Source organism: Bacteroides salyersiae, from assembly GCF_031172035.1.
GTDB classification, from domain to species: domain Bacteria; phylum Bacteroidota; class Bacteroidia; order Bacteroidales; family Bacteroidaceae; genus Bacteroides; species Bacteroides salyersiae.
Map to the genome: position 1 here is coordinate 1,837,322 of NZ_CP133452.1, position 26,086 is coordinate 1,863,407.

The following is a 26,086-nucleotide window of genomic DNA, read 5'->3' on the forward strand; positions in this document are numbered from 1 at the left end:
TATGTCATTTTATAATTATTGGTATAGCACCTTCTATTCCTCCATTTCCTCTTTTTCCTTTAGTGTAATCCCAGTAATTGATATGGGGTTGGGATTCTGGGGTGCCTTCTTGGGCATTAGGATGAGCTGGATCTAAACGATACCCTTTTTTACTATCTCCTCTTTGCGGGCTACCAAATTTTCCTTCACTTTTGGGTAAACTTTCTTCTGGAGATAAACCTATTATTTCCTTTGCTTTTTTTAAAGCGGCTTTCGTTTCGCTGATACTTTTTTTCCCTCTATTATATCCTGCATCTTGATTTTGTTTTCCATTAGCCATTAAAACGACACCTGTTCCTGCAGTGGTTGCACCTGCTTTAATCAATACGGCACCAGCACTAGCTACGGGTACCCCACCAATCGCTAAACTACCACCACTACCAACAGTAGCGGTAACTCCGACTGCTACTGCCCCAGTTCCGACAGCCATACCTGTGCCACCGGCTTTTATCATTCCTTCTCCAATTAATATGGATGCATTATCTATTCCTTGTAGTGCATCATTATAGTCGGAAGGGTCATTGGGAGTATAAGTATCTCTTAAAGTACCACTACCGGGAATAATGTTTGTGACAAGGCCTATTCCGTAACCAACAACAACATCCCAACCATCTTGACCATTCGGATCAATAAATCTAATAGGATTATTATTGCAATATGCGTACGGGCTAATCGAATAATACCTTTCTGCATGAGGATCAATCGAAATAAACCGGCTGACCGTTTGAATATCCATAACGGTATCTAAAGTATCAGATTCAGCCGGTCCTACTATTTTATTTGTTTTTGTATCAAACTTGACAGAACCAATTTCTATGATCCGATCCTTATCGTGAAATTCATCAAAACGTCCATTACTTAAAGTGGCCATTTTCGGCTTGTAGCCGTAAGTGGCAAAAGGGTTTTGTGCATATCCTGTCAGTAGCGTGAGCAGGAACAGTAGTAAGGTGCTAATTCGTTTCATACACATCTATTTTTTGATTTGGATAATTGGTGAAGGTTGGTTTTCCGGCAATGTTTTGGCTTTATCAACTTGCTTTAACCAATTATGATATATCTCGGCCGGCATTTCTTCATAGCCCAGACTGTCTATTTTCTCATAGGATTGAAGCATCTTTTTAAATAAACGGTGTGCCTGTGGATATTCCGGAAGCTGTTCTTTGGGAGGTCTGCCGCAAGCATCAATTACATATTGAGCTTGTACAGTGCAGATGTTTGCGTAATGTTGATAAGCCGTTAAATCAGAAGGAGAATAACGCAAAACTAAATTGCTGTTTTCTTCTATAAAATGATCATAGCCATAACGGGAAATATAATAAGCAGACAAGTCATTGAGCATATGGGCAATGGTCTGTTTCATAGTCCGTGGATTCAGATAAATACCTGTCTGGATAGCTTTGGATTTAATGAAACCGCTATTCATATAGAAATTATCTGTGACAACAGCACCTTGAGTTAGCTCTATATTATACCAACGGTTTTGCTTGTCTTGGAATTTTATAAAAGAGTGGCTCGGTGAAAAACACCAGAAAGCTTCTGTTTCCAACTCTTCGGCAAGAATCAAAAACAATAGAGGCATGGAATGGCACTGTCCTGTATTCTTGGCTAAAAGCTTTGATACCATATAATTACTGGTGTTAATATCTGCGCGATAATCTTCAAAATCATATTTCATCGGGTGATGAATGATTGTTTTTTCACTACCGGGCTCTTTGACTTCAATAACTTCCGACAGAATACGAAAGATCATCATTAACTTTGCTAACCCGTCATTCTTATCTAATTTTTCTTCCTGCATTTTCAGCAGACAAATGTGTTTTAGATTCTGAATGGCTGCATCAAACTCTTCATATTTCATTTTATTCCCGAAAAAAGCGTTTTCCGTCACGAATACGGCTCTTTTTAGACTCATCTCCTTTTTGCCTTCAAGCATTTCAAGTATCTCTTCACGGGCACTTTGAAAACATTCTGAACCGGGAGTTGGGGAAAAATCCGGTAAAGGGATTGAGTTGGATTTCATGTATTTCTGAATAGCATATTGGCGGTTGATGGCTGCTCTTCTACGTTCGTTTTCTTTTACCTCACGCATGATGGCCTCATTTTGCCTTTGAATCAAGGCGTCACGGGAAGATGATATGCCAGATGGCTTTTGGGGAGAAGTTTGGCGGAAGTTATCGAAACGACCTATTTCTGCCGGTTGAGGAATTGATATCACTGGAACTTGGGAAAACAAAGAACTTGCTCGGAGTATTGTGATTAATATTATGCTCCAATAAATTATTTTATGTAAAACTACCTTAATCATAGCATTTGTTTTAAGGATTTTTCAAAGGTAACTTTATTTACTTAAACTCCTGATGGCCGTTAACTTTTTTTGTATTTTAAATAAAGTCTATCGGTTGATTTATAGAAAAATGAATATGCTCTATGTAGTAGAGCATTCTAAGGGTAATTGTTTTTTTGATATGAAACGACAAAAAGAATAAGATTACAATCAAAAAACAAACCGATACTTCGGTCGATTCTGCCTATTTTTGCGTCATCAATAATTCCATTAATCTTTTAAACTATCAAAAACACATGAAAAAGCAGTTTTGGTATTTTATATTTTTACTTTTCTATATCGGTACATTGCCTGTACAAGGCAAGATTACACTTCCCGCTATCTTATCGGACAATATGGTATTGCAACAAAAGGCTCAAGTTCGTTTTTGGGGAAAAGCGCGTCCGGGTGAGAAAGTTACGGTTTCTACCTCTTGGGATAAAAACATTTATACGGTGCAGACACCCACTGACGGACATTGGGAGGTGAAAATCAAGACTCCCGGTGTGATGGATAATCAGACGCTGACCGTAAAGGGAGAGAACACAATCACAATACATAATATATTAATAGGTGAAGTATGGCTTTGCACCGGACAGTCGAATATGGAATTTCCGGTAGCTCGTGATCCGAATGTAAAATGGAAGACAGGTATACTGAATGAAACGGAGGAGATGAAGGATGCCGATTATCCTTCCATCCGGCTTTTCCATGTGGAGCATCAACTGGCTCCTGAGGGAGAAAAAGAGGATTGCATCGGCCGATGGCTGGTTTGTACTCCGGAAAATGTGAAAGAATTTTCGGCTGTCGGCTTTATATTCGGTCGTAAACTTTATAAAGAATTGCAGATGCCGGTCGGACTGATTCAGTCCACTTGGGGAGGTACCCATGCCGAATCGTGGACAGAGAGGAGGGTGATGAAAGACAATCCTTTGTATGCCGATGTCATGGAAGAGTTTGCCCCGCAGAACGTGAAGCGTGAGAAAGACAAATGCAAAGTACCGGCCACGTTGTGGAACGGTATGATTGCCCCGATCAAAGGATATACCATTAAGGGAAATATCTGGTATCAGGGAGAGTCCAATTCAATCCGTCATGAAAAATATCAGAAGGTGTTCACTAATCTGATAAACAGTTGGCGGCAGGAATGGGGGCAGGCTGATATGCCCTTTTATTTCGTACAGATTGCACCGCACTACAAACAACCAGCAGGCATTCGTGAAGCACAATTGAAAACCTGGCAAAGCGGTTTGAAGAATATAGGTATGGTAGTAATAACAGATGCCGGTGATTCTACGGATATTCATCCGCGCAACAAGCGGGTGACAGGTGAACGCTTGGCTGCCTGGGCTTTGGCGAAACAATATGGTAAAAAAACAGCTTATTCGGGGCCGCTTTATAAGAGTATGAAAGTGAAAGACGGAAAAGTAACGTTGACTTTTGATTATGCGGAAGGCGGATTGCAAACTCCGGAAAATGCTCCGGTAAGAGGATTCTTTATCTCCGGAGCCGATGCCCGCTTTTATCCTGCTACGGCTGCCATTCAAGGCAGTAAACTGGAATTGTCAGCACCGGAGGTTCCCCAGCCGGTAGCAGTACGTTATGGCTATGGAAATTTCTTCCGGGTGAATCTTTATAATAAGGCGGGACTTCCGGCAGTCCCTTTCCGTACCGATCATTTTGCTCCCGATACTTATGCACGCTGGTTTGCCGATTCGGAGATGCGTCGTTTTCCGAAGGCGTATCAACTGGATCATGGGAGACGTCTGTTTTTCGGATATGCACAGGGAGTGGGCTGTTGTGCCATGCTCCGGATGTGGAGACAAACGGGTGAACGGCATTATTTTGATTATGTGGAAGCTTGGGTCGATTCATTGATCAATGAAAAAGGAGAAATCCATTTATATGATATGTCTACTTATAATCTGGACTTCATCAATTCGGGAAAAGTACTTTTCGATGTTTACCGCGAGACGGGAAACGATAAATATAAAAAGGCAATGGACGAGCTGATAAAACAATTGAAAAGACATCCGCGCACACTGGAGGGAGGATATTGGCACAAATTGATTTACCAGCACCAGATGTGGCTGGATGGTTTGTATATGGCTTCTCCTTTCATGGCACAGTATGGTGCGGAGTTCAATCGTCCGGAGTGGATCGATGAGGCGGTGAAGCAGTTCGCGCTTTGCCATAAACATACTTATGATGCCGGAACCGGCTTGTATCACCATGCTTGGGACGAGAGCAAAAGCCAGCGTTGGGCCAATCCGGAAACCGGACATTCTCCTAATTTCTGGGGGCGTAGTATCGGTTGGTGGTTTATGGCATTGGTCGATGCGTTGGATTATATTCCGGAAGAACATCCCGGACGTTCCGATATGATAAGCTGGATACAAGGCTTGGCGGATACTCTCCCTAAATATCAGGATAAGGCCGGTTTGTGGTATCAGGTGATTGACCAGCCTAAGCGTGAAGGGAACTTTCCGGAAGCATCCGTTACTTCACAATGCATGTATGCCTATGCAAAAGCTGTGAATAAAGGATATATCGATGCAAAATACAAAGCAGTTGCAGAGAAGGCCTTTAAAGGATTGAAAGATAAACTGCTGGTAGAAAATGCGGATGGTACACTGACGTTGACCCGTTGTTGCCAGGTAGGCGGCTTGGGCGGACATCCGTATCGTGACGGTAGTTTCGAATATTATATCGGAGAGAAAATGCGTGATAATGATGCAAAGGCTACCGGCCCTTTCATCATGGGATGCATTGAATTGAATAAATAGTACCGCACTTGGATGACGGATAAAAATAAAATAATGAACAGAAAGATAACGATCTTATTGGGAGGATTGCTGATGTGCGCTTCGATGGGGGCACAACAGGTGGACTGGCCGGAAATACAGACAGAAGCAAAACCTGCCGCACGCTGGTGGTGGATGGGAAGCGCCGTAGATAAAGAAAACTTAACCCGTAATCTGGATGCCTATGCGAAAGCAGGGATGGGAACGATGGAGATCACCCCTATTTATGGGGTCAAGGGGAATGAGGCAAATGAGATTCCATTTCTTTCGTCCCCTTGGATGGAGATGTTGCAATATACGGAGAGTGAAGCTGCCCGCCTGGGGATGCAGATTGATATGAACACTGGGACCGGATGGCCTTTTGGAGGCCCGGAAGTCGGGATAGAAGATGCTGCCGGTAAGCTTTTCATCACTGAATATGAATGGAAGGGCGGGGAGCCGTTTAAGGAAAAAATAGTGGTTGCCGATTCCAAACAACTGCCTTATGCAAAGTTGAGCCGGCTTATGGCTTATTCTGATAAAGGCCGGTGTATTGATGTGACGGATAAGGTGACAAAAGACGGCAGACTGCAATGGAAAGCACCGAAGGGTGATTGGAAACTGATTGCTGCTTTTTGTGGGAAAACTTTCCAGAAAGTGAAACGGGCGGCCCCCGGTGGTGAGGGATACGTGATGGATCATTTGTCCGCCCGTGCCGTGAAGAATTATCTGGAGCGTTTCGAGCGTGCTTTCGAGTCGTCGAAAACGCCCTATCCGCATAATTTCTTCAATGATTCTTATGAGGTATATAAGGCGGATTGGACGGAGAATCTTTTTGATGAGTTCGCCATTCGTCGCGGCTATAAATTGGAAGAACATCTTCCGGAATTCCTGTCAGAGAAACGGACGGATACGGTTGCCCGTATCATCTCTGATTACCGGGAAACGATGGCGGAATTGTTATTGGAGAATTTTACCCGGCAATGGACGGAGTGGGCGCATTTACATGGCTCTAAAACCCGTAATCAGGCACATGGATCGCCCGGTAATCTGATTGATCTATATGCCACGGTGGATGTTCCCGAATGTGAAGGGTTCGGGCTTTCCGATTTTAATATCCGGGGATTGCGCAAGGATTCATTGACACGCCCCAACGATTCGGATCTGTCCATGTTGAAATATGCATCTTCGGCTGCTCATATAGCCGGCAAGCCCTATACGACTTCCGAAACCTTTACTTGGCTGACGGAGCATTTCCGGACTTCACTTTCGCAGTGTAAGCCGGATATCGACCTAATGTTTATCTCGGGCGTGAATCATACGTATTTTCATGGCACCACTTATTCGCCTGCTGAGGCTGCATGGCCGGGATGGAAATTCTATGCTGCTGTTGATATGAGCCCTACGAATAGTATTTGGCGGGATGCACCGGCATTTTTTGATTACATAGCCCGTTGCCAGAGCTTTTTGCAGATGGGAAAACCGGATAATGATTTTCTGATCTATCTGCCTGTTTATGATATGTGGCAGGAGCAGGACGGACGTCTGCTGATGTTTGACATTCATAAGATGGCGAAGCGTGCTCCCCGTTTTATCGATGCGGTGCATCGGATCAATGATGCGGGATATGATTTGGATTATATTTCCGATAATTTTATACGCAGCCTTACTTGTGTCAATGGAAAGCTGGTCACTTCTGGGGGAGCGGCTTATCGCGCGTTGCTTATTCCCGGTGCCCGTTTAATGCCGGACGATGTACTTGCTAAACTATGGAGTCTGGCAGATGAAGGGGCAACGATTGTGTTTTTGGAGCAATTCCCGCAGGATGTGCCCGGATATGCCCGGTTGGAGACACGCCGTGCAGCTTTCCGGAAGTTGATGGGACAAAAAGATAAGGTGCGTAAAGGACGTATTATATTCGGTACGGATTATGAGCGTACATTGGCAGAAACAGGAGTTTTTCCGGAAGCGATGAAAACGGAAAACGGATTAAGCTGTATTCGGCGTGCCAATGAAGGAGGTAACCATTATTTTATTTCTGCATTGAAAGCGGAGGATACGGAAGGATGGATTCCTTTAGGGGTGCAGGCGGAGTCTGTTATGATTTATAATCCGGTGAATGGTGAAAGTGGCAAGGCGGCTGTTCGTCAGGCCGACGGGCGTACGGAGGTGTATTTGCAACTGGCTTCGGGAGAGTCTTTGCTTTTGAAGACTTTTGCCGGGAGTGATATACAAGCTTCTGCATGGAATTACTGGCATCCGGCATCCGAAGGAAAAAAAGTACCGGATCGATGGGGATTCCGCTTTGTGGAAAGTACGCCGGTTGTGACCGCTGTTCCCGATTCTGTAGAATTGGATTCGTGGACGGAACTGTCGGCAAATGAAGTGAAAAACACAATGGGAACTGCATGTTATTCCCTTAAATTTCATCTTGACGATTCTGCGATTTCCGAATGGATGCTCGATTTGGGGGATGTGCGTGAAAGTGCCCGTATCCGCGTCAATGGGAAAGAGGCTGCTGTTTTGTGGTCGGTTCCTTACCGTTGCCTGATTGGCAGATATTTGCATCCGGGTGAAAATATATTGGAAGTGGAAGTTACTAATTTACCGGCCAATCGTATTGCCGATATGGATAGGAGGCAGATACCTTGGCGCATTTTTAAGGATGCCAACATAGTCAGTCTTCAGTATAAGAAGTCCGGGTATGAGAATTGGCAGCCCGTGCCGAGCGGGTTGTTAGGTCCGGTAAAATTGATTCCGATGAAAGAAGTACGTTTTTAATATTTTATCATGAACAGACGAATTGCTTTTGTGCTCTGCATTTCTTTTGCAGTGGCTACTCTTTTTGCGCAAGATCCTCGCGAAAGACAATATATGTACGAGATACTGGATCCCCGGCATGAAGCCAAACCATTGGTGGAAGGGTTTGCCACAGAACGGGTTACGGAACGGTTGAATCGTGGATTGTATGCAGTGCCTTCTCAGGACGGGAAGGGTGTTTACCTGAGTTGGCGGTTGCTGAATACGGATGCGCCTGCTACTGCTTTTCATGTATATCGTGAAGCAAATGGTAAAACTCGCCGTTTGACGAATAAGCCCATACTGCATACTTGTGATTTTGTAGACAACGCACCTGTGAAGGGAATAGCTTCCTATTGGGTAGTGCCTGTGTTGAAAGGGCAGAAACCCGCCGCATCCGAAAAACTTGAAGTAGAAGCCGGGAAGAGTAAGAACTATACTTCCATTCGCTTGAAAGATAATGCCAAAGCAGGTAAGATTGCTTTGGCCGACTTGAATGGTGATGGCATTTACGATTATATCATCCGTACTCCCGAAACCAATGTAGATCCGGGCATGCCGGGAGATACTACCGGTAAGACATATAAAATTTCGGCTTATTTGAGCGACGGTACATGGCTTTGGACGTATGATATGGGACCGGGCATCGAGCCGGGTATTTGGTATTCGCCTTTTATCGTTTATGATTTCAATGGGGATGGCAAGGCGGAAGTTGCGGTGAAAACTGCCGGTGATGATTATGTGAAGAACGAAAAGGGTCGTGTTTGTGGTGGAAGTGAATACTTGTCCGTATTGGATGGGATGACGGGGAAAGAGATAGACCGGGTGGACTGGCCGGAACGGAATGACCGGTACGGAAATCTTATTCGTCAGAATAGGAATCAGATGGGAATAGCTTATCTGGATGGGAAAACACCTTGTATTCTTGCAGCTCGTGGCACTTATAAACTGATGGTGGTGGATGCCTGGCAGTTGAAAGAGGGGAAACTGCAACGGATGTGGCGTTGGGATGGTGATGAAGAAAATCCCGTAGTACGTAGTATGGGGGCACATAGCATGGTGACCGGAGATGTGGACGGCGATGGTCGGGACGAGATATTGTTGGGGTCTTGTATGCTTGATGATAACGGGACTTTGTTATGGTCGTCCGGGTTGGGACATAGCGATAAGGCTTATTTGTGTAAGCTACGTCCTGATGAGGAAGACTTACAGGTGTTTATGGTGAGCGAACCCAAGAAAGAAGACGGTCGCGGAGTATCTGTGGTGAATGCTCGTACCGGACAGCTGATATGGGGAATCGGACATGCTACCTATCATGTGGGGGATGGCATGGTGGCGGATTTTGATCCGGAACATCCCGGTCTGGAATGTTTTGCCAGTGAAGACCGTAAAGGTGGAAGTATGGATAAATATCTGTTAACTTCGGATGGAAAGAAATTGAATACAACGAATGCGGAAGTGCCGGGATGCCGGAATTGGATTTGGTGGGATGCCGATCTGCTCCGTGAAACATTCCGGGGGGATAATAACCGTTGGGGAGCCGGTTCTTCTTCGAACGGCAGAAAACAAAGTATCTGGAAATGGAAAGGAGAGACGCTGACAGAAGGGATTGAAGGGGACATTTTGATGATAGCCGACATGGAGGGCGATTGGCGGGAGGAGTTGATAACTGCGCTTCCCGGAGAATTGCGTATTTATCATACTTGTATTCCGGCAAAAGACCGTCGGGTAACATTGATGCAGGACGCACTTTATCGGAGTTATATTACACATCGGAGCATGGGGTATCCGCAATCGCCGGTACCTTCTTATTATCTTGGAGAATGATTGAGAGCCCCTAAGGGCAATTTTATAAGATCAAAATTGTTTCTAAGTCACATAATATAAAAAAGTCGAATGAAGAGAATTTCAATTGTTTTGTTTCTTTGTGTGTGGGCGGTATTGTCGTCTTGGGCGCAAACTTATAAATATGAAGAAATATACACGAATCTCCCCTTTGCAATGCCAAAGGTGGAAGCACCCCGATTTCCCGATTTGAAGGTGTCGCTGCCGGATTTTGGTGCTGTCGGCAATGGAGTGGAGCTCTGTACCGAAGCTTTTGAAAAGGCTATCGAAACATTATCGTCTCGCGGAGGCGGACACTTGATTGTGCCGGCAGGTATCTGGCTGACCGGTCCTATTGTGCTGAAAAGTAATATCGATCTTCACATAGAGAAAGGGGCCGTAGTGCTTTTCTCGCCGGATGTGGAGCTTTATCCGTTGGTCGAAACTGTTTTTGAAGGATTGGATACCCGCAGGTGTCAATCTCCTGTTTCGGGACGTAACCTGACGAATGTAGCTATCACCGGACAAGGGGCCATTGACGGGAATGGACACTTTTGGCGTCCTTTGAAACGGGAAAAAGTAACGGAAAGTGTTTGGAAACAGACGATAGCCCGAGGGGGAGTATACAAACGGCCCACTTATTGGTTCCCTTATCCGCAGACACTGAAAGGAGATACGATCAGCAATATGAATGTACCTCAGAACTTGACGACGGAGGAAGAATGGCAGAGCGTGCGTCATTTTCTTCGGCCGGTGATGGTGAGCTTGATAGAGTGTAAGAATGTATGGCTGCAGGGGGTTATCTTTCAGAATTCTCCGGCGTGGAATCTGCATCCGTTGATGTGTGAAAATGTACTGATTGAAGAAGTGCAGGTGCGTAATCCGAGCTATGCGCAAAATGGTGACGGCTTGGATTTGGAATCTTGTAAGAATGCCTTGATTGTAAACTCTACTTTCGATGTGGGGGATGACGGGATTTGCTTGAAGAGTGGAAAGGATGAGGATGGACGCCGTCGTGCCCGCTCTTGTGAAAATGTGGTGGTAGACGGATGCACGGTGTTTAAAGGACATGGCGGATTCGTGGTAGGCAGTGAGATGAGTGGCGGAGTACGTAATGTGTCTGTGAGTAATTGCCAGTTTTTAGGTACTGATGTAGGGCTTCGTTTCAAGAGTAAGCGTGGACGGGGTGGAATTGTTGAAAACATCTGGGTACGCAACGTTTCCATGATGGATATTCCTACGGAACCTGTTACTTTCAACTTGTATTATGGAGGTAAGTCGGCTGTTGAAGTGTTGGAAAGTGGTGAGAAAGTACCGTTGAAGGTAGATCCTCTGCCAGTGGATGAAACGACTCCTTGTTTCCGGAATATCCATATTTCGAATCTGGTATGTTCTAATGCCCGGAGGGCGCTTTTCTTCAATGGCATCCCGGAAATGCCGATCGATGGCATTACGCTTGAGAACTTGGATATTACTTCCCAAATAGGAGCCGAATTCGTATATAGCCGGAATATAACATTGAAGAATGTGACGATTCACCATGAAAAGGGAGAAAAGTTGATAACCCGCTTTTGTGAAGGAGTGAATCAAATTGTCAAATAAGACATCCTTTGTGTCAAAACGTACAGCGTGAATAGGGTACAAATCCTTTATTTTTGCGTCATTATAGAAAGAATAGGCTCAACATTATATAGGACATGATAAGAAATTGTTTTTTTGCGGTTGATTTGGGAGCTACCAGTGGCCGTACGATATTAGGCTCTTTCTCTGAGGGCGGATTAGAATTGGAAGAAGTGAATCGTTTTCCCAACCACCTCATAGAGGTTGGAGGACACTTTTATTGGGATATTTATGCACTTTATCAGTATGTTATAGATGGGTTGAAGTTGGTTGCGGGCAAGCAAGATGTGAAGATCGTTTCTATCGGTATCGATACTTGGGGAGTCGATTTTGTTTGTGTCGGAAAGGATGGGCATTTGTTGCGCCAGCCGTATGCTTATCGCGATCCCCAAACAAACGGGGCGCCGGAAGCGCTATTTTCGCGCATTCCCCGTAGTAAGGTGTATAAGTTAACGGGCATTCAGATAATGAATTTTAATTCGTTGTTCCAGTTGGATACCTTGCGACGCAATAATGACAGTGCGCTGGCTGCGGTAGATAAAATTTTGTTTATTCCGGATGCTTTGAGCTATATGCTGACAGGAGAGATGGTAACGGAATATACGATTGCCAGTACGGCACAATTGGTAAATGCACAAACCCGCAAATTGGAACCGGAATTATTGAAAGCGGTCGGTTTGACGGAAGAGCATTTCGGACGTTTTGTGTATCCGGGAGAGAAAGTCGGAACATTGACAAAAGAAATACAAAAAATAACCGGATTGGGAGCTGTTCCTGTAATTGCTGTAGCCGGACATGATACCGGATCGGCAGTGGCTGCCGTCCCGGCATTAAATCCGAATTTTGCTTATTTAAGTAGTGGGACATGGTCGTTGATGGGGATAGAAACCGATGCGCCGGCTATTACCGAAGAAACGGAGAAGTTGAATTTTACGAATGAAGGAGGAGTGGCCGGAACGATCCGTTTGCTGAAAAATATTTGTGGAATGTGGTTGCTGGAACGCTGCCGTGCCGGATGGGGAGAGACTTCGTATCCGGAATTGATCGCTGAAGCCGAAACGGCGGAGCCTTTCCGTAGCCTTATCAATCCGGATAATGCACTTTTTGCGAATCCCGATGATATGGAAAATGCCATCCGTAAATATTGTATGGATACGAATCAGCCGGTTCCGGAAACTCGTGGGCAGATTGTACGTTGTATTTTTGAAAGTCTGGCACTGCGTTATCGCCAAGTATTGGATGATCTGCGCGGATTAGCTTCTCAGCCGATAGAAACACTTCATGTGATAGGCGGGGGAAGCCGCAATGAATTGCTTAATCAGTTTACGGCGAATGCGGTAGGTATTCCGGTAGTAGCCGGACCGTCAGAAGCGACTGCTCTCGGCAACGTCATGATGCAGGCTATGGCGATAGGTGAAGCTGCCGATGTGCCGGGAATGAGAAAGCTCATTCATAATTCTATTCCTTTGAAAACTTACCAACCCCAAAATATGGAAAATTGGGGACAAGCTTATATACACTTTAAAAATATAGTATCATGAAAGAAGAACTGATTAAGAAGGCTTACGAGATAGCGGTTGAACGTTATGCGGCTGTAGGTGTCGATGCTAATAAGGCATTGGAAGATTTGCAAAAGATTTCTCTATCTTTGCATTGTTGGCAAGCAGATGATGTAACGGGATTCGAATCGAGTGGTTCGCTGACCGGAGGAATTCAGGCTACCGGTAATTATCCGGGAAAAGCTCGTAATATAGAAGAATTGAGACAGGATATATTGAAAGCTGCTTCTTATATTCCCGGAACTCACCGTTTGAACCTGCATGAAATTTATGGTGATTTCGGTGGTCAGTTTGTCGATCGTGACCAGGTAGAACCGAAACATTTTGAGAGTTGGATACAATGGGGAGCGGAACATGGTATGAAGTTGGACTTTAATTCTACTTCTTTCTCTCATCCGAAAAGTGGAAACCTTTCATTGTCGAATCCGGATAAAGGTATTCGTGATTTTTGGATCGAGCATACCAAGCGGTGTCGTGCAATTGCCGAAGAGATGGGTAAGCGCCAGGGCGATCCTTGTATCATGAATTTATGGGTACACGACGGAAGCAAGGATATCACGGTGAATCGTCTGCTTTATCGCGAACTGCTGAAAGATTCTTTGGATCAGATCTTTGCTGTTGAATATAAGAATATGAAAGATTGTATCGAATCGAAAGTGTTCGGTATCGGTCTGGAAAGTTATACGGTAGGCTCAAATGATTTCTATATTGGCTATGGTGCAAGCCGTAATAAAATAGTGACACTCGATACCGGCCATTTCCATCCTACCGAAAGTGTAGCTGATAAGATATCTTCGCTGTTGCTTTATACTCCGGAAATCATGTTGCACGTTAGCCGCCCGATCCGTTGGGATAGTGACCATGTGACTATCATGAATGATGAAACGCTGGATCTGGCAAAAGAAGTAGTGCGTTGTAATGCTCTCGACCGTGTACATATCGGTTTGGATTATTTTGATGCCAGCATTAACCGTATCGGTGCTTATGTGATTGGTAGCCGTGCTACACAGAAATGTTTCTTGCAAGGATTACTGGAACCGATTGCCAAGTTGCGTGAATATGAAGCCAATGATCAGTTGTTCGAACGCCTGGCTCTGCTCGAAGAGGCTAAATCGCTTCCGTGGAATGCTGTGTGGGATATGTTCTGTTTGAAGAATAATGTTCCGGTTGGCGAGGAATTTATTGCAGAGATAGAAAAATACGAAACAGAGGTAACTTCGAAAAGAGAATAAGAATAGTGGTTAGTGATGAAAGTAGCATTTCCAATCACTACTTTCATCACCTGTCGCTAATCATTTATCACTAATCACTTATCACTAAATACATGAATACACTGATAGGCCTTATTATTATAGCCATTGGCAGTTTTGGGCAGAGTAGCTCATATGTACCTATTAATAAAGTAAAAAACTGGTCATGGGAAAGTTTTTGGTTGGTACAAGGGATTTTTGCATGGCTCGTGTTTCCTTTGTTGGGTGCTTTGTTGGCTGTACCGGCCGAGAGTAGCCTGATGGATTTGTGGAGCTCCGGTGGTGCTGTACCTGCTATGGTATATGGAGTACTATGGGGAGTCGGAGGGCTAACGTTCGGACTCAGTATGCGCTATCTTGGCGTAGCTTTAGGACAAAGTATTGCTTTGGGTACCTGTGCCGGTTTCGGTACGCTCTTTCCTGCTATCTTTGCCGGAAAAGATTTGTTTCATGGTGATGGTTTGATGTTGCTTATCGGTGTGTGTATCACTTTAGCTGGCATTGCGATTATCGGTTATGCCGGAAGTTTGCGTTCCAAAAATATGACTGAGGAGGAGAAGAAAGCGGCTGTTAAAGATTTTGCATTGACAAAAGGATTACTGGTTGCTTTGTTGGCAGGTGTGATGAGTGCTTGTTTTGCTCTTGGGTTGGATGCCGGTACACCTATTAAGGAAGCAGCTCTTGCTAACGGAGTAGAGGCTTTGTATGCTGGTCTTCCGGTTATATTTTTAGTAACTTTGGGGGGATTTTTCACCAATGCAGTGTATTGTATACAACAGAATATTAAGAATAAGACCGGTAAGGAATATTTTTCTGTTAAGAGTGGGCAACTGGTTAATAATCTGCTGTTTTGTGCCCTTGCCGGGGTACTTTGGTATTCACAGTTCTTCGGCTTGGAAATGGGGAAAAGTTTCCTGACGGAAAGCCCTGTTCTATTGGCGTTTTCATGGAGTATTCTGATGTCGCTGAATGTTACTTTCAGTAATGTTTGGGGTATTCTTTTGAAAGAATGGAAAGGGGTAAGCAATTCGACAATCGGTGTTTTGATTCTCGGGTTAATTGTTCTTATTTCTTCCATTATAGTAGTGGCGATGGCACAAGCATAAATAATAAATTAGACAATTGGACGATTTCTGACCGTTTATAATTGAAAATACCGGTTAGTAGTTGTTCTTTGGTCTGTATATAAAAACAATCTTTAATTGAGCAGGTAGAAACTTTAAGGAGGAAAATATTTTAAGCAGGCTCTTATTTTAATCGTAAATAGAAAATCGTTAACGTACTTATGGCATAAAGATCAAATAATGGTCATGACCACAGGGAATAAATCGTAGATAAAAAGATGAAATCAATTTTGGAAAATCGTCCGGCTCTTACTAATGAAGTAAATAAGGCTGCCGAAGTAGCCGGATATCTTTGGCAAAAAGGCTGGGCCGAACGTAATGGTGGCAATATCGTTGTGAATATTACAGAGTTTGTAGATGATGAAATACGCAATTTGGCTCCTATTAGTGAAGTAAAATCTATTGGTACCGTATTACCTTATCTGAAAGGTTGTTATTTCTATTGCAAGGGAACTAATAAACGTATGCGTGATTTGGCGCGTTGGCCGATGGAACATGGTTCCATTATTCGTATTCTCGATGATTGTGCAAATTACGTTATCATTGCCGACCACCCGGTATTGCCTACTTCCGAGTTACCGTCGCATTTGTGTATGCACAATTATCTTATTAGTAAGGGCTCTACCTATAAAGCATCTTTGCACACACATCCCATTGAATTGATCGCTATGACGCATCACAAACCTTTTTTGGAAAAAGATGTATTGACTAATCTGCTTTGGAGTATGATACCCGAAACGAAGGCCTTTTGTCCGCGTGGTTTGGGGATTATTCCTTATGCATTGCCCAGTTCTGTAGCATTGGCGGAAGCCACCATTAAAGAACTCAATGATTATGATGTGGTTATGTGGGAAAAACATGGTGCTTGTGCTGTTGGTGAAGATATCATGGATGCTTTCGACCAGATTGATGTGTTGAGCAAATCTGCACAGATTTATATCAATGCGCGTAATATGGGTTTCATTCCGGATGGTATGTCTCAAGAACAAATGCATGAAATGACAGTCGCTTTTAATCTGCCTAAATAATCATAAAAAGAATCTATTAATCCATGAAACGAATCTTTATATCTTGTGCTCTTTTCTTGTGTACTATTTCTCTTTCCGCTCAGACTAAAATGACGGCAAAAGAGGCTGCGTTGAAAATTGCCGACCGAATATTAGATAGTACTACATACGAATTCAAGAACACCAAGACTGGAGAAGTTTATAAATCGGTGAAAAAACTTCCTCTGTCAATGGATGTGAAAGTGGCTTGTAAGTATAACAACTGGCATTACACAAATGGGGTAACCAACATTGCATTGATGGAATTGGCTGATAAGGTAGGTGATAAGAAGTATGACAAGTATGTCCTGAAGAACATGAACTTCGTGTTTAATGAAGGTAACCTTGATTTCTTTCGTCGCCAATACGATCAGGCATTTAAGGATGATGGCTGGAATGCGGTTCGTAAACTTAGCTGGCATATGATTTTTCGTGGTAAGCGTCTGGATGACAATGGACCGATGGGGGCCAGTTTGATAGAACTACAGATGCGGCATCCTAATGAAGCATTTTTGAGCTATGTAAATGAAACTGCCGACCATTTGAATTATGCCGAGCCCCGTCTGGTGGATGGAACGATTGCCCGGCTTTGGCCACATGTCAATACAATTTGGGCGGATGATGCTTTTATGGCTATCTCTTTCCTTGCTCGTATGGGGAAGATGACCGGTGATGAGAAATATTTTAATGATGCCGCCAATCAGGTATTGAATTATACCCGTTACTTGTGGTGTCCGGAAAAGAATATCTATTATCATTGCTATCACACCGATACAAAAGAACATGGGGTGGCTCACTGGAGTCGTGCGAACGGTTGGGTGTTTATGGCACAAGCCGATTTATTAAGTGTAATGCCTGAGGATCATCCGATGCGTGATGCGGTGATTGAAAATTTTCGTCGTCAGGCGAGTGGAGTAGCCCGATATCAGGGAAAAAATGGCTTGTGGCACCAACTGTTGGATAAAGAAGATTCTTATGAGGAAATTACCGGAACAGCCATGTTTGTTTTCGGTATTGCTCGTGGAGTTAAAGAAGGTTGGTTGCATCCTGATTTTATTTATGTAGCGGAACAAGGTTTGAAGGGTATGATGAAGAAGATTACCGATAATGGTGATGTTACTGCTATTTGTGTTGGTACCGGTATTATGCCTTCTGTGGCTTATTATTATAATCGTCCTACTCAAGAAAATGACCCGATGGGAGAAGGTCCTGTCCTCCGTGCATTAATAGAGATGATAGATGCGCCTAAGTATACGGAAATAAAAGCTGAAGAGCAATACGATAAGATTGTGTTGAAGAAATGATGGAATAGGAGAAACTTTACTGTTTTTTCGTTAATTTTATTTTGGATAAAGATGGGTGGTTGGAAAAATATTTCCGATTGCCCATTTTGAGTTTTAAAGATATTTTATGCAGTTGTAAAATGGAGTTAGTTATCGCATAGGTTTTTCTTATTTGTTTTTTGGGGAAAGTATTTCTCTGTTTGTCTGTTGTTTTAGTAATATGATATTGAATGATAATGGTGTTTGTTTTTTGGGGTGTAAAAATATTTTAGCCCATCGGCTTTGCTATGCGGAATTTTTTTATAAATTGCCTCCGTTTATTACTATATTATATGTTCTCATCATCTATTTGGGCCGGGAATTTGATTGATATTGATTGCAAGGTCCAATCGGTTTATGGATACAGAGCGGATGGAACACCCGGACGTGTTGTTGTGATAAATTTGAAGGGTGAGTGTCTGAAAGGTAACTGTCTGGTTGATGTTGCTGCAAAAGGTTACAGGGAAAAGAGTAATTTTGTATTGGATGCGAAAGATTCTACTCGTATCGAACTTTTATTACCTTCAGAACTTCCTGTGGGGAAAAAAGCGGAAGTTGCTTTTACATTTACTTATACGGGTGAAAAGTACAAGAGAAAATTAACCATTGATCCTATGTGATATTGGTTATACGAATACGCATAAAAATGCAGAACGGCTTCATAAAAATAACATAATAGAAGGGATCAAGTTGGCAGAAAAAACAAAGGATTTTCTATCGGGAGCACGGTTTGTGTGGAATCCGGAAGTTAGTTGGCCACTTGAACGTTTATGGGAATCTAATCCGGAAAAGAGGGAAGGTCTTATTGATGCAATTAAAAAAGGACAACTAAGTATAGATGCCAGTTATCTGAATTTAAATACAAGTATTTGCTCAGATGAAGAATTGTTCAGAAGGGTTGGACGACCGGACGACCTTGGTTTGGACAGCGTGATCCGGAGAAGGTACCTTTGACTATTAAGACAGGAAATGCCAATGTTGATTTTACGAATAAGTTGGTTGAACTTGAAAATAGTGACTATCCTTATGACTTTACTGTACTTTCCTGGACTTTGTGGGATAATAGTCCACTGGATGCCGATGTGCCTTTTGCTGTAAAAGCTTGGAATGAAAAATATGCTTATCCTAAAGTAATTATTAGTGGTGGGCATGAAATTATGTCGATGATAGAAGAAAAATATGGGAAACAGTTACCGGTAGTGACCGGAGATTATACGGAGTATTGGACAGATGGCATCGGGACGGCTGCCGGACTAACATCAAAGAATAGGACAGCAAAAGAACGACTGGTGCAAGCAGAAACTGTTTGGTCGTTGTTGGCGGATGGCAAGAAGGCTTCTCGATTTGATTTTGACGAAGGTTGGAGATATATACTTTTAGGTTCTGAACATACATGGTGTTTTGAGAATCCTACTGAACCCTATTTTCAAGATGCGATCTGGAAAGTCAAACAATCCTATTTTCACGAAGCCGAGAACAGGTCTCAGGATATGATGGCAGAGTCATTGGCCCCCATTACTGATAAATCGGATGGTGCATTGGGGCCTAAAGAGGGTCCTTCTAATGGCGGCATTGCAGTTATTAATACGCATACTTGGATGCATGATGGAATTATCGCTTTGTCGAAGGCAGAGAACCTGAAAGGAAATAAAGTGTTGGATTCCAATGGTGAAGAGGTACTTTCCCAACGCTTGTCGACAGGTGAGTTGCTATTTCTTGCAACAGGTGTTCCGGCTCTAAGTTCTTGTCATTACCGGGTGGTTGAAGGTGATTGTTTACTTACAGGAGATTGCAAAGTAGATAGTGGGAGTTTAGAGAATGAATTTTTAAAGCTTCACATTGATTCAAAGACAGGTAATATAATTGGTTTCGTTGATAAAAAAACGGTTATGATTATGTGGGCAATGATGGAGCTGATACTTTCACTTGGCTTCCTGCGAATGAAAACCAACCCTTGGCAGATATGGTAACAAATATTTCAGTAATAGAAAAAGGACCGTTAGCCGTAGAATTACGTGTGGTCTCCAAGGCTAAAGGATGCCGTAACATCTCTCGTTCTGTTCGATTATTGGCTAACCAGCCATGGGCAGAGATAACATAATGTAGTGGATAAACTACCTTTGACCGAAAAAGACGGTATACATTTTGGTTTTAACTTTAATATTCCCGGTTCTAAAACCCGTGTCGACATTCCTTGGGGAATTATGGAAGTGGAAAAAGATCAATGGGTACAAGGAAACAGAAATTGGCTTGTGCTACAACGATGGTTGGATATTTCCAATGAAACACACGGTGTTACTTGGTGTTCTTTGGATGCCCCTCTGTTTGAATATGGTGACAGGCATGCCAATATTTCGATGGGGTGGGGTGGACAAGGTAATTGGGTAACTAAGTTGGAACCCAGTTCTACGATCTATTCGTGGGTGACGAACAACCATTGGCATACGAATTTTCCATTAACTCAAGATGGTCCTGTAACGTTTAGATATCGTATTTTATCTCATGAAGAATATGATGTAGTAAAAGCAAACCGTTTTGGCTTGGAACAATCTCAACCTTTAGTTTATGTAACAGCGGATAAAGATCCATGTGTGCAACCTCTGCTTGCAATTGATAATCCGAAGGTTTATCCGACAATACTTAAATCTTTGGACAAAGATCGTGTATTGATTGTTCGTCTTCGTTCTTTATCTGACGGAGAAGAAAATGTGAAATTATTATTTCCACATAAGAATTCTAAGAGAATCTCTCTTTGTAGACCGGGAGAGGTTAATAGTGAAAAGATTGGTGAAGAGTTGGTAATGAAACCTTATGGACAGGTTACGTTGAAATTGGAGTTTTAAAAGATAAAGGGAGGGGAGAAATTTTGAATATTTGAGCTGATTTGGGTTTCAACGTATATTGGGCAATTGAGTATTAGGGTGATGCTGTTTTACAATATCTTTCTTGAATCTTTGAAACTGTGAATTGTTAACGCGAGGTTTATGTGTTAGGATTAGTTTGTTAGAATCTGAAGAAGGAATAATTGAATGTATATTTCTCAGTTAGAAAACCGGGATATTTGAGGTCATTTTTATTATATTTCTTTGAATTCCTATGTTTGGTTTACGTTCTAAAATGAGTTTATACACTTTGCTATGATAGAAAGATAAAAGATTTGTATGCCCCTCCTTTCCTTTAATATGAAATCATAAAAATCAATTTTTGTATCAATTCAGCCAAAATTTATATGGCCCCGTGTTCGATAACTGCGTATTTTTGCATCATAATCAATTTAACTAATAAATAACTGTTGTTAAACTAATAATTTAAAAACTATGAGAAAGAATACTTTTCTTAGTGTAGCGCTTTTAGCAGCGTCTGTGTCTGTAGTTAATGCTCAAGAAGCCCCGAAGGAGTTGTTCTGGCAGAATGGTAGTAATACTGGAATTTGGAGTATAATGGACTCTGAATGGGGAGAAGATTTAGGTGGGTTTTACTTGCCTACAGGTTGGCAAGAAGGCTGTATGGCAGTTTTCAATGGTGGTGGTGCGTTTGCTGATACTGATGGTAATGCTAAAACGGTAGAATCAATCAAAGTGAGCGGTGAAATGCAAGTAGGCGGTATTAAATTTGATAGTGATAAGAATTATTCCATTTCATATAGTTCAGATAAAGCTACGGATAAAATAGTAGGAGACGGAACTTTGATAAAGGAAGGTACAGGTACGTTAACATTAAATGTTCTCAATCAACTGAAAGGTGGTACAATTGTAAGGGGTGGTCAAGTAAATTCTGATAAAAAAGATTCTCCCAATGTTTTTGGAGATACAATTGTGCTCGATAACGGGTCTATTGGTGTAGCTATGAGTGAAATCTCTACTCCTGCATGCCAATTTACTGTTCCTGTTGGTATCCCTGAAGGAAAAGTGGGCTCTATTTGGGCAGGTCGCTATCTTCAGTTCACTAATAAATTTTATGGAAAAGGAACATTAGTTATTTATGCCGGTGGTGAACGTACATATATTACTGATGACAAGGCCGGTAAGAAAGACATGACTTGTTGGGATGATTTTGAAGGGGATCTTGTAGTTGCTGCTAATAAGACTGTTGAGTATGCAGAAGGTAAAGCTCCGGCTTTCTTCGGATTACAATTCAATACTACAAAAACATTTACTGGAGTAGCAGATATGGAAGGGATAGACTCTACTTTGGTTAATACAAAAGTAACGTTGAAAGAAGATGCCGGTTTAACAGGGGTTAGTGGTACGCGTTGTTTTGCTATAGGTGAGTTAAATGCAGAAGAGGGTGGTTTCCTCTCTGGTTATGGTTCCGGAAGTTCTAATCCGGTAATTTGGTGGTCAATAGGTAATTCAAATACAAATGTAACAAGTCTTCCTCTCTGGTTGAGAGATAATACGAAAGCAAATAAAAATGCATTTGGAGTAATAAAAGAAGGTACAGGTACTTATATTTTCACAGGTACTAAAAACTCTGATACGGGTAAGGTATTCTTGGGCTTACATGTAAAAAAAGGTCGTGCTTATATCAATACTCCGGTTGATGATCCGACAATTACTGCATTGTGTAGAAGTGAAAAAACTGCAATGGCTATTTATGAAGGTGCTATTGGTGGTGGTAATGGACGTATAACAAGTGAAGTAATCGTAGATGGTGGAACATTGGAAGTTGGTTGTCAAGGTATCGGTCAATTAATTTTGGATGATATTGAGGGACAGAGCTTAAAATCACCGTTAACTGTAAAAAATGGAGGTACGGTGGAATTTGAACTTGCAAATGCTACAAGTTATGATAAGTTGACTTCTAATAATACTGCTACGTTTAATGGCAATAAGATTATTGTAAAGGCTGCTGAAACATTTGATATTAAAGATGGTGACTCTTTTACTATTTTGGATGCTGCTATTAAGCCGGAAGGCGATACTTATGAGGTTGAGTTTCAAGGATTCCCTGCTAGTTTGACATTGGCTGCTACAGAGGAGAGCTATCAATCAGGAACTAAAACCGAGGGTGAAGGAGAAACTGCTACAGAAGTCCCGGTGATGGGATATAAGATAGTAATTACAGCTAAAGGTAGTGGTTCCGGTACGGGTCTTGAAGATTTTAATGTTGCTGATGAATTGGCTGTCTATGCACAGAATGGAAGCATTGTAGTAAAAGGTGCTGGTGTAGAAAATGTGATAGTAATGAATACTCAGGGACAGGTAGTGGCTAACACTAATGCTTCGATAATTCCAATGAATACAGTACAGGGTATGTATATTGTAAAAGTAAAAACAATAGCCGGTATTGTAACGAAGAAAGTGATTTTGTAAGACAACTAATAAAAAAGGAGAGGCGGTATCTATTCAGTCCGCCTTTCTTTTGATTCGTATATTTGTTTTCCTTTTTAATTCTTATATTACGTACTGATGAGAAACTACATCTTCTTCTCTTTCCTGCGTATCACAAAATTATGATTAAATTTATGTATAAGAGATTTGTTACCGCATTGCTCTTTCCGCTTTGTATGGGAGGAGGATTGTATGCACAACAGTTGGCTTTTCCTGGCGCTGAAGGTTATGGACGTTTTGCAAAAGGTGCAAGAGCCAGTGAATCTCCGGAAATTTACCATGTGACTAATCTGAATGATTCCGGAGAAGGTTCCTTACGTGATGCAATCAGTAAGCCCAACCGTGTTATTATATTTGATGTTTCGGGAATTATTAATATTAAATCCCGCCTTGTGTTTTCTAAAAATCTAACGATTGCCGGACAAACAGCACCGGGTGATGGTATTACGATATATGGAAACGGGGTCTCTTTTTCTGCGTCTGATAATATCATTGTTCGTCATTTACGTATGCGTATGGGATTGAAAGGTGATTCCGGAAAAGATGCAGCAGGTATTGCTAATGGTAGTAATATGATATTTGATCATATTTCGGCAGCATGGGGATTGGATGAGAATTTCTCTATAAACTGGGACGACAAAGGGTATGAACCTTATAATATAACGATTCAAAACTCTATAATCGGCCAAGGAATTATGCCACATGCTTGCGGTGGATTGATACAGTCTAATGGTGGAATCAGTTTGTATAGAAATCTATATATTGACAATAAAACTCGCAATCCGAAAGTAAAGGGATTAAACCAGTTTGTTAATAATGTAGTGTATAACTGGGGTGATGGAGGATGTTATATCCTGGGTGATACAGATGCTTCTTCTTGGGGAGTAATTACTAATAATTATTTTATAAAAGGTCCGGTAGCCGGAACAAAAGCTTTTGTAAGGGCTAAACCTGCTTTTCAAGTTTATCAGAAAGGCAATATGATTGATTATAATGTTGACGGAGTCTTAAATGGTTATGAGGCAACGGAGGAGGATTTTCTCAGAGATGGGAGTGATCCTACGAGTTTGAATGTTACTTTCGTAAAATCTCCTGAAGATTTTGATTTTTCTAATTATTCCAGACGAAAGCTGGAAGGAGATCAGAAAATAGTGGTGTCGACTGATGCGGAGAAGCATCCGGTTATTATGGGAGAAACTACTGCCGTAGAAGCTTATAATTGGATTGTGGAAAATGCAGGAGCTTCTTTGCCGACACGCGACGAAGTAGATGGCTATATGGTCGATGAACTACTTTCTTTAGGAACTAAAGGAGCTTTGTTAAATTCGGAATCGGAAGTTGGATTGACAAATGGTGTAGGGAATATTTTTGCAGGAAACCGTCCTCTGGATACTGATAATGATGGAATACCTGATGCTTGGGAAGAAGCTAACGGGTTGGATAAAAATGATCCTACTGATGCGGTAAAAATGGCCGCTAATGGATATTTGAATATTGAAAATTACATAAATAGTATTGATGGTCCGGTAATGGATTATGTAAAATATCCTACAAATGTACAATTATCCAGTTTAGGAACTGATAATGTTTCTATTAAATGGCAGAATAACGCATCGGAATCAACTGCTCTTATCTTGGAATATTCTGCAGATAATAAAACCTTTACTCCGGTTGTGCTGAATACAGATGTAACTACTTATAAATTAGAATCACTAACTCCTAATACGACTTATTACATTCGTCTCAAAACAGTTAATGGAGAATTAGAGTCATTATACTCTTCCGTATTGGAAGTAACTACACGTGGAGTTCCTATTCCGCCGGTCGCTTCTATCAATCCTGTTCCGGAAAATGCTTCTACCATTTCAGATTACAGTACGGTACGTCTTTCGTGGGAAAATAAAACGGGAGTATGGGCTGGTACGGTATCTTATTCTGTTTATCTTGGAAAATCGGCTACTACAATGGAGAAGGTGGTAGACGCTACTACCCAGATGGTAGCGACTGTAAATGTAGAGCCTGCGACTACCTATTATTGGCGCATTGATGCCAAAAATGCATTAGGAGCGAATGAAGGAGATGTATGGAGTTTTACTACGGGTACAAAACCTGAACGTGGAAAGGTAGCTTATTATTCGTTTGATGAAACGGAAGGTGCCTCTTTGAATAACGAATTCGGAACAGCAGCAGTTGCCAAGAACTTTACTCCGGAATGGGTGACAGGTGTTCGGAATAATGCTGTGAACTTTAATACTGTGAATGCATCGTTTGTGCAAGAGCATTATGATGCATTGGAGTTAGGAAACGAGTCTTTTAGTATTGAATGCTGGTTTAAGTCGGCAGGTGGTTCTGTCGATTGGTATTTGTTACACAAAGGTAGTCATGCGGATAATAGTTATGAAGGTGCAACAGGCAGATGGTTCGGTATACAGTATCAAAAGAATTCAAAAAATGACCGTTTGACTTGGGCTATCGATGATAATGTAACTAAGACGGATGTAAATGTAACTGGGGCTACAGCTAAATTCTTCAATGACGAATGGGTACATCTGGTTTGTGTACGCAATGTTGATGCCAAGGAGTTGAGAATGTATGCAAATGGTTCCTTAGTTGCATCCGGCGCAGATAAAACCGGTAATATCGGTACGGTAGAAAGAATGGCGATTGGAAACTGTAATACAGCTTACGAAAATGGTTTCCAAGGATTGATGGATGAGCTTTCTATCTATAATGAAGTATTGACTGCAGAGGAAATTGCAGATCACTATAACACGGGTACGGGCATACACTCTAATAGAATGGATACTCCTGCAGCGGGATTGGCTTATCCAATGCCGTTTGCTGACGAGTTTTATATTCCTGTGATTAATGTAGAAGATATGCCTGCTCAAATAACGGTAATGAATGCTTCCGGGCAGGTTGTTCACCAAGTAGAGGTAATGGTTCAGGGCGGAATGGCTCACGTGAAGGATGTGGGTAAACTCCCGGCTGGATACTATATCTACATGTTGCAACTGGATGGTAAGACATGGGTTGGTAAAATTGTGAAATAAATAAATAGCGA

16 protein-coding genes are annotated in these 26,086 nt (G+C 42.1%); 14 read left to right on the top strand and 2 right to left on the bottom strand.

Annotation, left to right across the window (positions count from 1 at the left end; genetic code table 11):
• Window positions 1-4: 4 nt before the first annotated feature.
• The gene (locus RB604_RS06735; RefSeq protein ID WP_005926651.1) at window positions 5-1,003 is read right to left on the bottom strand and encodes an RHS repeat-associated core domain-containing protein; all 999 of its coding nucleotides are present in this window, start codon (window positions 1,001-1,003) and stop codon (window positions 5-7) included.
• Window positions 1,004-1,009: 6 nt separating this feature from the next.
• On the bottom strand, window positions 1,010-2,254 hold the full coding sequence (locus RB604_RS06740; RefSeq protein ID WP_232305894.1) for a hypothetical protein: 1,245 nt from the start codon (window positions 2,252-2,254) through the stop codon (window positions 1,010-1,012).
• 365 nt (window positions 2,255-2,619) lie between these two features.
• On the opposite strand from RB604_RS06740, the gene RB604_RS06745 reads away from it, so the two are divergent.
• The 14 genes from RB604_RS06745 to RB604_RS06810 all read left to right on the top strand — a co-directional run bounded on the left by RB604_RS06745 (window position 2,620) and on the right by RB604_RS06810 (window position 26,075).
• Complete coding sequence (locus tag RB604_RS06745; RefSeq protein ID WP_005926642.1) at window positions 2,620-5,148, top strand: glycoside hydrolase family 88 protein; 2,529 nt, start codon at window positions 2,620-2,622, stop codon at window positions 5,146-5,148.
• Window positions 5,149-5,181: 33 nt separating this feature from the next.
• The gene (locus tag RB604_RS06750) at window positions 5,182-7,926 is read left to right on the top strand and encodes an alpha-L-rhamnosidase (protein ID WP_172680652.1); all 2,745 of its coding nucleotides are present in this window, start codon (window positions 5,182-5,184) and stop codon (window positions 7,924-7,926) included.
• Between the two features lie 9 nt (window positions 7,927-7,935).
• Window positions 7,936-9,771: a rhamnogalacturonan lyase family protein gene (locus RB604_RS06755; protein ID WP_007478947.1), complete on the top strand. Its 1,836-nt coding sequence runs from the start codon at window positions 7,936-7,938 to the stop codon at window positions 9,769-9,771.
• Between the two features lie 69 nt (window positions 9,772-9,840).
• Window positions 9,841-11,370: a glycoside hydrolase family 28 protein gene (locus RB604_RS06760; protein WP_007478946.1), complete on the top strand. Its 1,530-nt coding sequence runs from the start codon at window positions 9,841-9,843 to the stop codon at window positions 11,368-11,370.
• A gap of 98 nt (window positions 11,371-11,468) precedes the next feature.
• Entirely contained in the window at window positions 11,469-12,929 is a 1,461-nt protein-coding gene (gene rhaB / locus RB604_RS06765) for a rhamnulokinase (RefSeq protein ID WP_025819182.1), read from the top strand.
• Entirely contained in the window at window positions 12,923-14,179 is a 1,257-nt protein-coding gene (locus RB604_RS06770) for an L-rhamnose isomerase (RefSeq protein WP_172680657.1), read from the top strand. Before rhaB ends, RB604_RS06770 begins: the two co-directional genes overlap by 7 nt.
• A 92-nt stretch (window positions 14,180-14,271) precedes the next feature.
• Window positions 14,272-15,303 (top strand): L-rhamnose/proton symporter RhaT, encoded by a 1,032-nt coding sequence (gene rhaT / locus RB604_RS06775; protein WP_005926624.1) that lies wholly within the window; start codon window positions 14,272-14,274, stop codon window positions 15,301-15,303.
• 236 nt (window positions 15,304-15,539) lie between these two features.
• On the top strand, window positions 15,540-16,349 hold the full coding sequence (gene rhaD / locus RB604_RS06780; protein ID WP_005926621.1) for a rhamnulose-1-phosphate aldolase: 810 nt from the start codon (window positions 15,540-15,542) through the stop codon (window positions 16,347-16,349).
• 23 nt (window positions 16,350-16,372) lie between these two features.
• The gene (locus RB604_RS06785; RefSeq protein ID WP_007478944.1) at window positions 16,373-17,671 is read left to right on the top strand and encodes a glycoside hydrolase family 88/105 protein; all 1,299 of its coding nucleotides are present in this window, start codon (window positions 16,373-16,375) and stop codon (window positions 17,669-17,671) included.
• 311 nt (window positions 17,672-17,982) lie between these two features.
• The gene (locus RB604_RS06790; protein ID WP_007478943.1) at window positions 17,983-18,309 is read left to right on the top strand and encodes a hypothetical protein; all 327 of its coding nucleotides are present in this window, start codon (window positions 17,983-17,985) and stop codon (window positions 18,307-18,309) included.
• Window positions 18,310-18,639: 330 nt separating this feature from the next.
• Window positions 18,640-19,659 (top strand): alpha-mannosidase, encoded by a 1,020-nt coding sequence (locus RB604_RS06795; RefSeq protein WP_007478942.1) that lies wholly within the window; start codon window positions 18,640-18,642, stop codon window positions 19,657-19,659.
• A gap of 135 nt (window positions 19,660-19,794) precedes the next feature.
• Complete coding sequence (locus RB604_RS06800; protein ID WP_007478941.1) at window positions 19,795-20,532, top strand: hypothetical protein; 738 nt, start codon at window positions 19,795-19,797, stop codon at window positions 20,530-20,532.
• A gap of 474 nt (window positions 20,533-21,006) precedes the next feature.
• On the top strand, window positions 21,007-23,004 hold the full coding sequence (locus RB604_RS06805) for a T9SS type A sorting domain-containing protein (protein WP_007478940.1): 1,998 nt from the start codon (window positions 21,007-21,009) through the stop codon (window positions 23,002-23,004).
• 152 nt (window positions 23,005-23,156) lie between these two features.
• A complete protein-coding gene (locus tag RB604_RS06810; protein ID WP_007478939.1) occupies window positions 23,157-26,075 on the top strand; it encodes a LamG-like jellyroll fold domain-containing protein in 2,919 nt (972 codons plus the stop codon).
• Window positions 26,076-26,086 lie beyond the last annotated feature (11 nt).

Bases quoted from the DNA above. Each gene is read 5' to 3' on its own strand.
- RB604_RS06735 (WP_005926651.1), bottom strand. From the start codon at position 1,003: ATGAAACGAATTAGCACCTTACTACTGTTCCTGCTCACGCTACTGACA.
- RB604_RS06810 (WP_007478939.1), top strand. From the start codon at position 23,157: ATGTATAAGAGATTTGTTACCGCATTGCTCTTTCCGCTTTGTATGGGA.
- RB604_RS06805 (WP_007478940.1), top strand. From the start codon at position 21,007: ATGAGAAAGAATACTTTTCTTAGTGTAGCGCTTTTAGCAGCGTCTGTG.
- RB604_RS06785 (WP_007478944.1), top strand. From the start codon at position 16,373: ATGAAACGAATCTTTATATCTTGTGCTCTTTTCTTGTGTACTATTTCT.
- RB604_RS06755 (WP_007478947.1), top strand. From the start codon at position 7,936: ATGAACAGACGAATTGCTTTTGTGCTCTGCATTTCTTTTGCAGTGGCT.
- rhaD (WP_005926621.1), top strand. From the start codon at position 15,540: ATGAAATCAATTTTGGAAAATCGTCCGGCTCTTACTAATGAAGTAAAT.
- RB604_RS06750 (WP_172680652.1), top strand. From the start codon at position 5,182: ATGAACAGAAAGATAACGATCTTATTGGGAGGATTGCTGATGTGCGCT.
- RB604_RS06790 (WP_007478943.1), top strand. From the start codon at position 17,983: ATGTTCTCATCATCTATTTGGGCCGGGAATTTGATTGATATTGATTGC.
- RB604_RS06745 (WP_005926642.1), top strand. From the start codon at position 2,620: ATGAAAAAGCAGTTTTGGTATTTTATATTTTTACTTTTCTATATCGGT.
- rhaT (WP_005926624.1), top strand. From the start codon at position 14,272: ATGAATACACTGATAGGCCTTATTATTATAGCCATTGGCAGTTTTGGG.
- RB604_RS06760 (WP_007478946.1), top strand. From the start codon at position 9,841: ATGAAGAGAATTTCAATTGTTTTGTTTCTTTGTGTGTGGGCGGTATTG.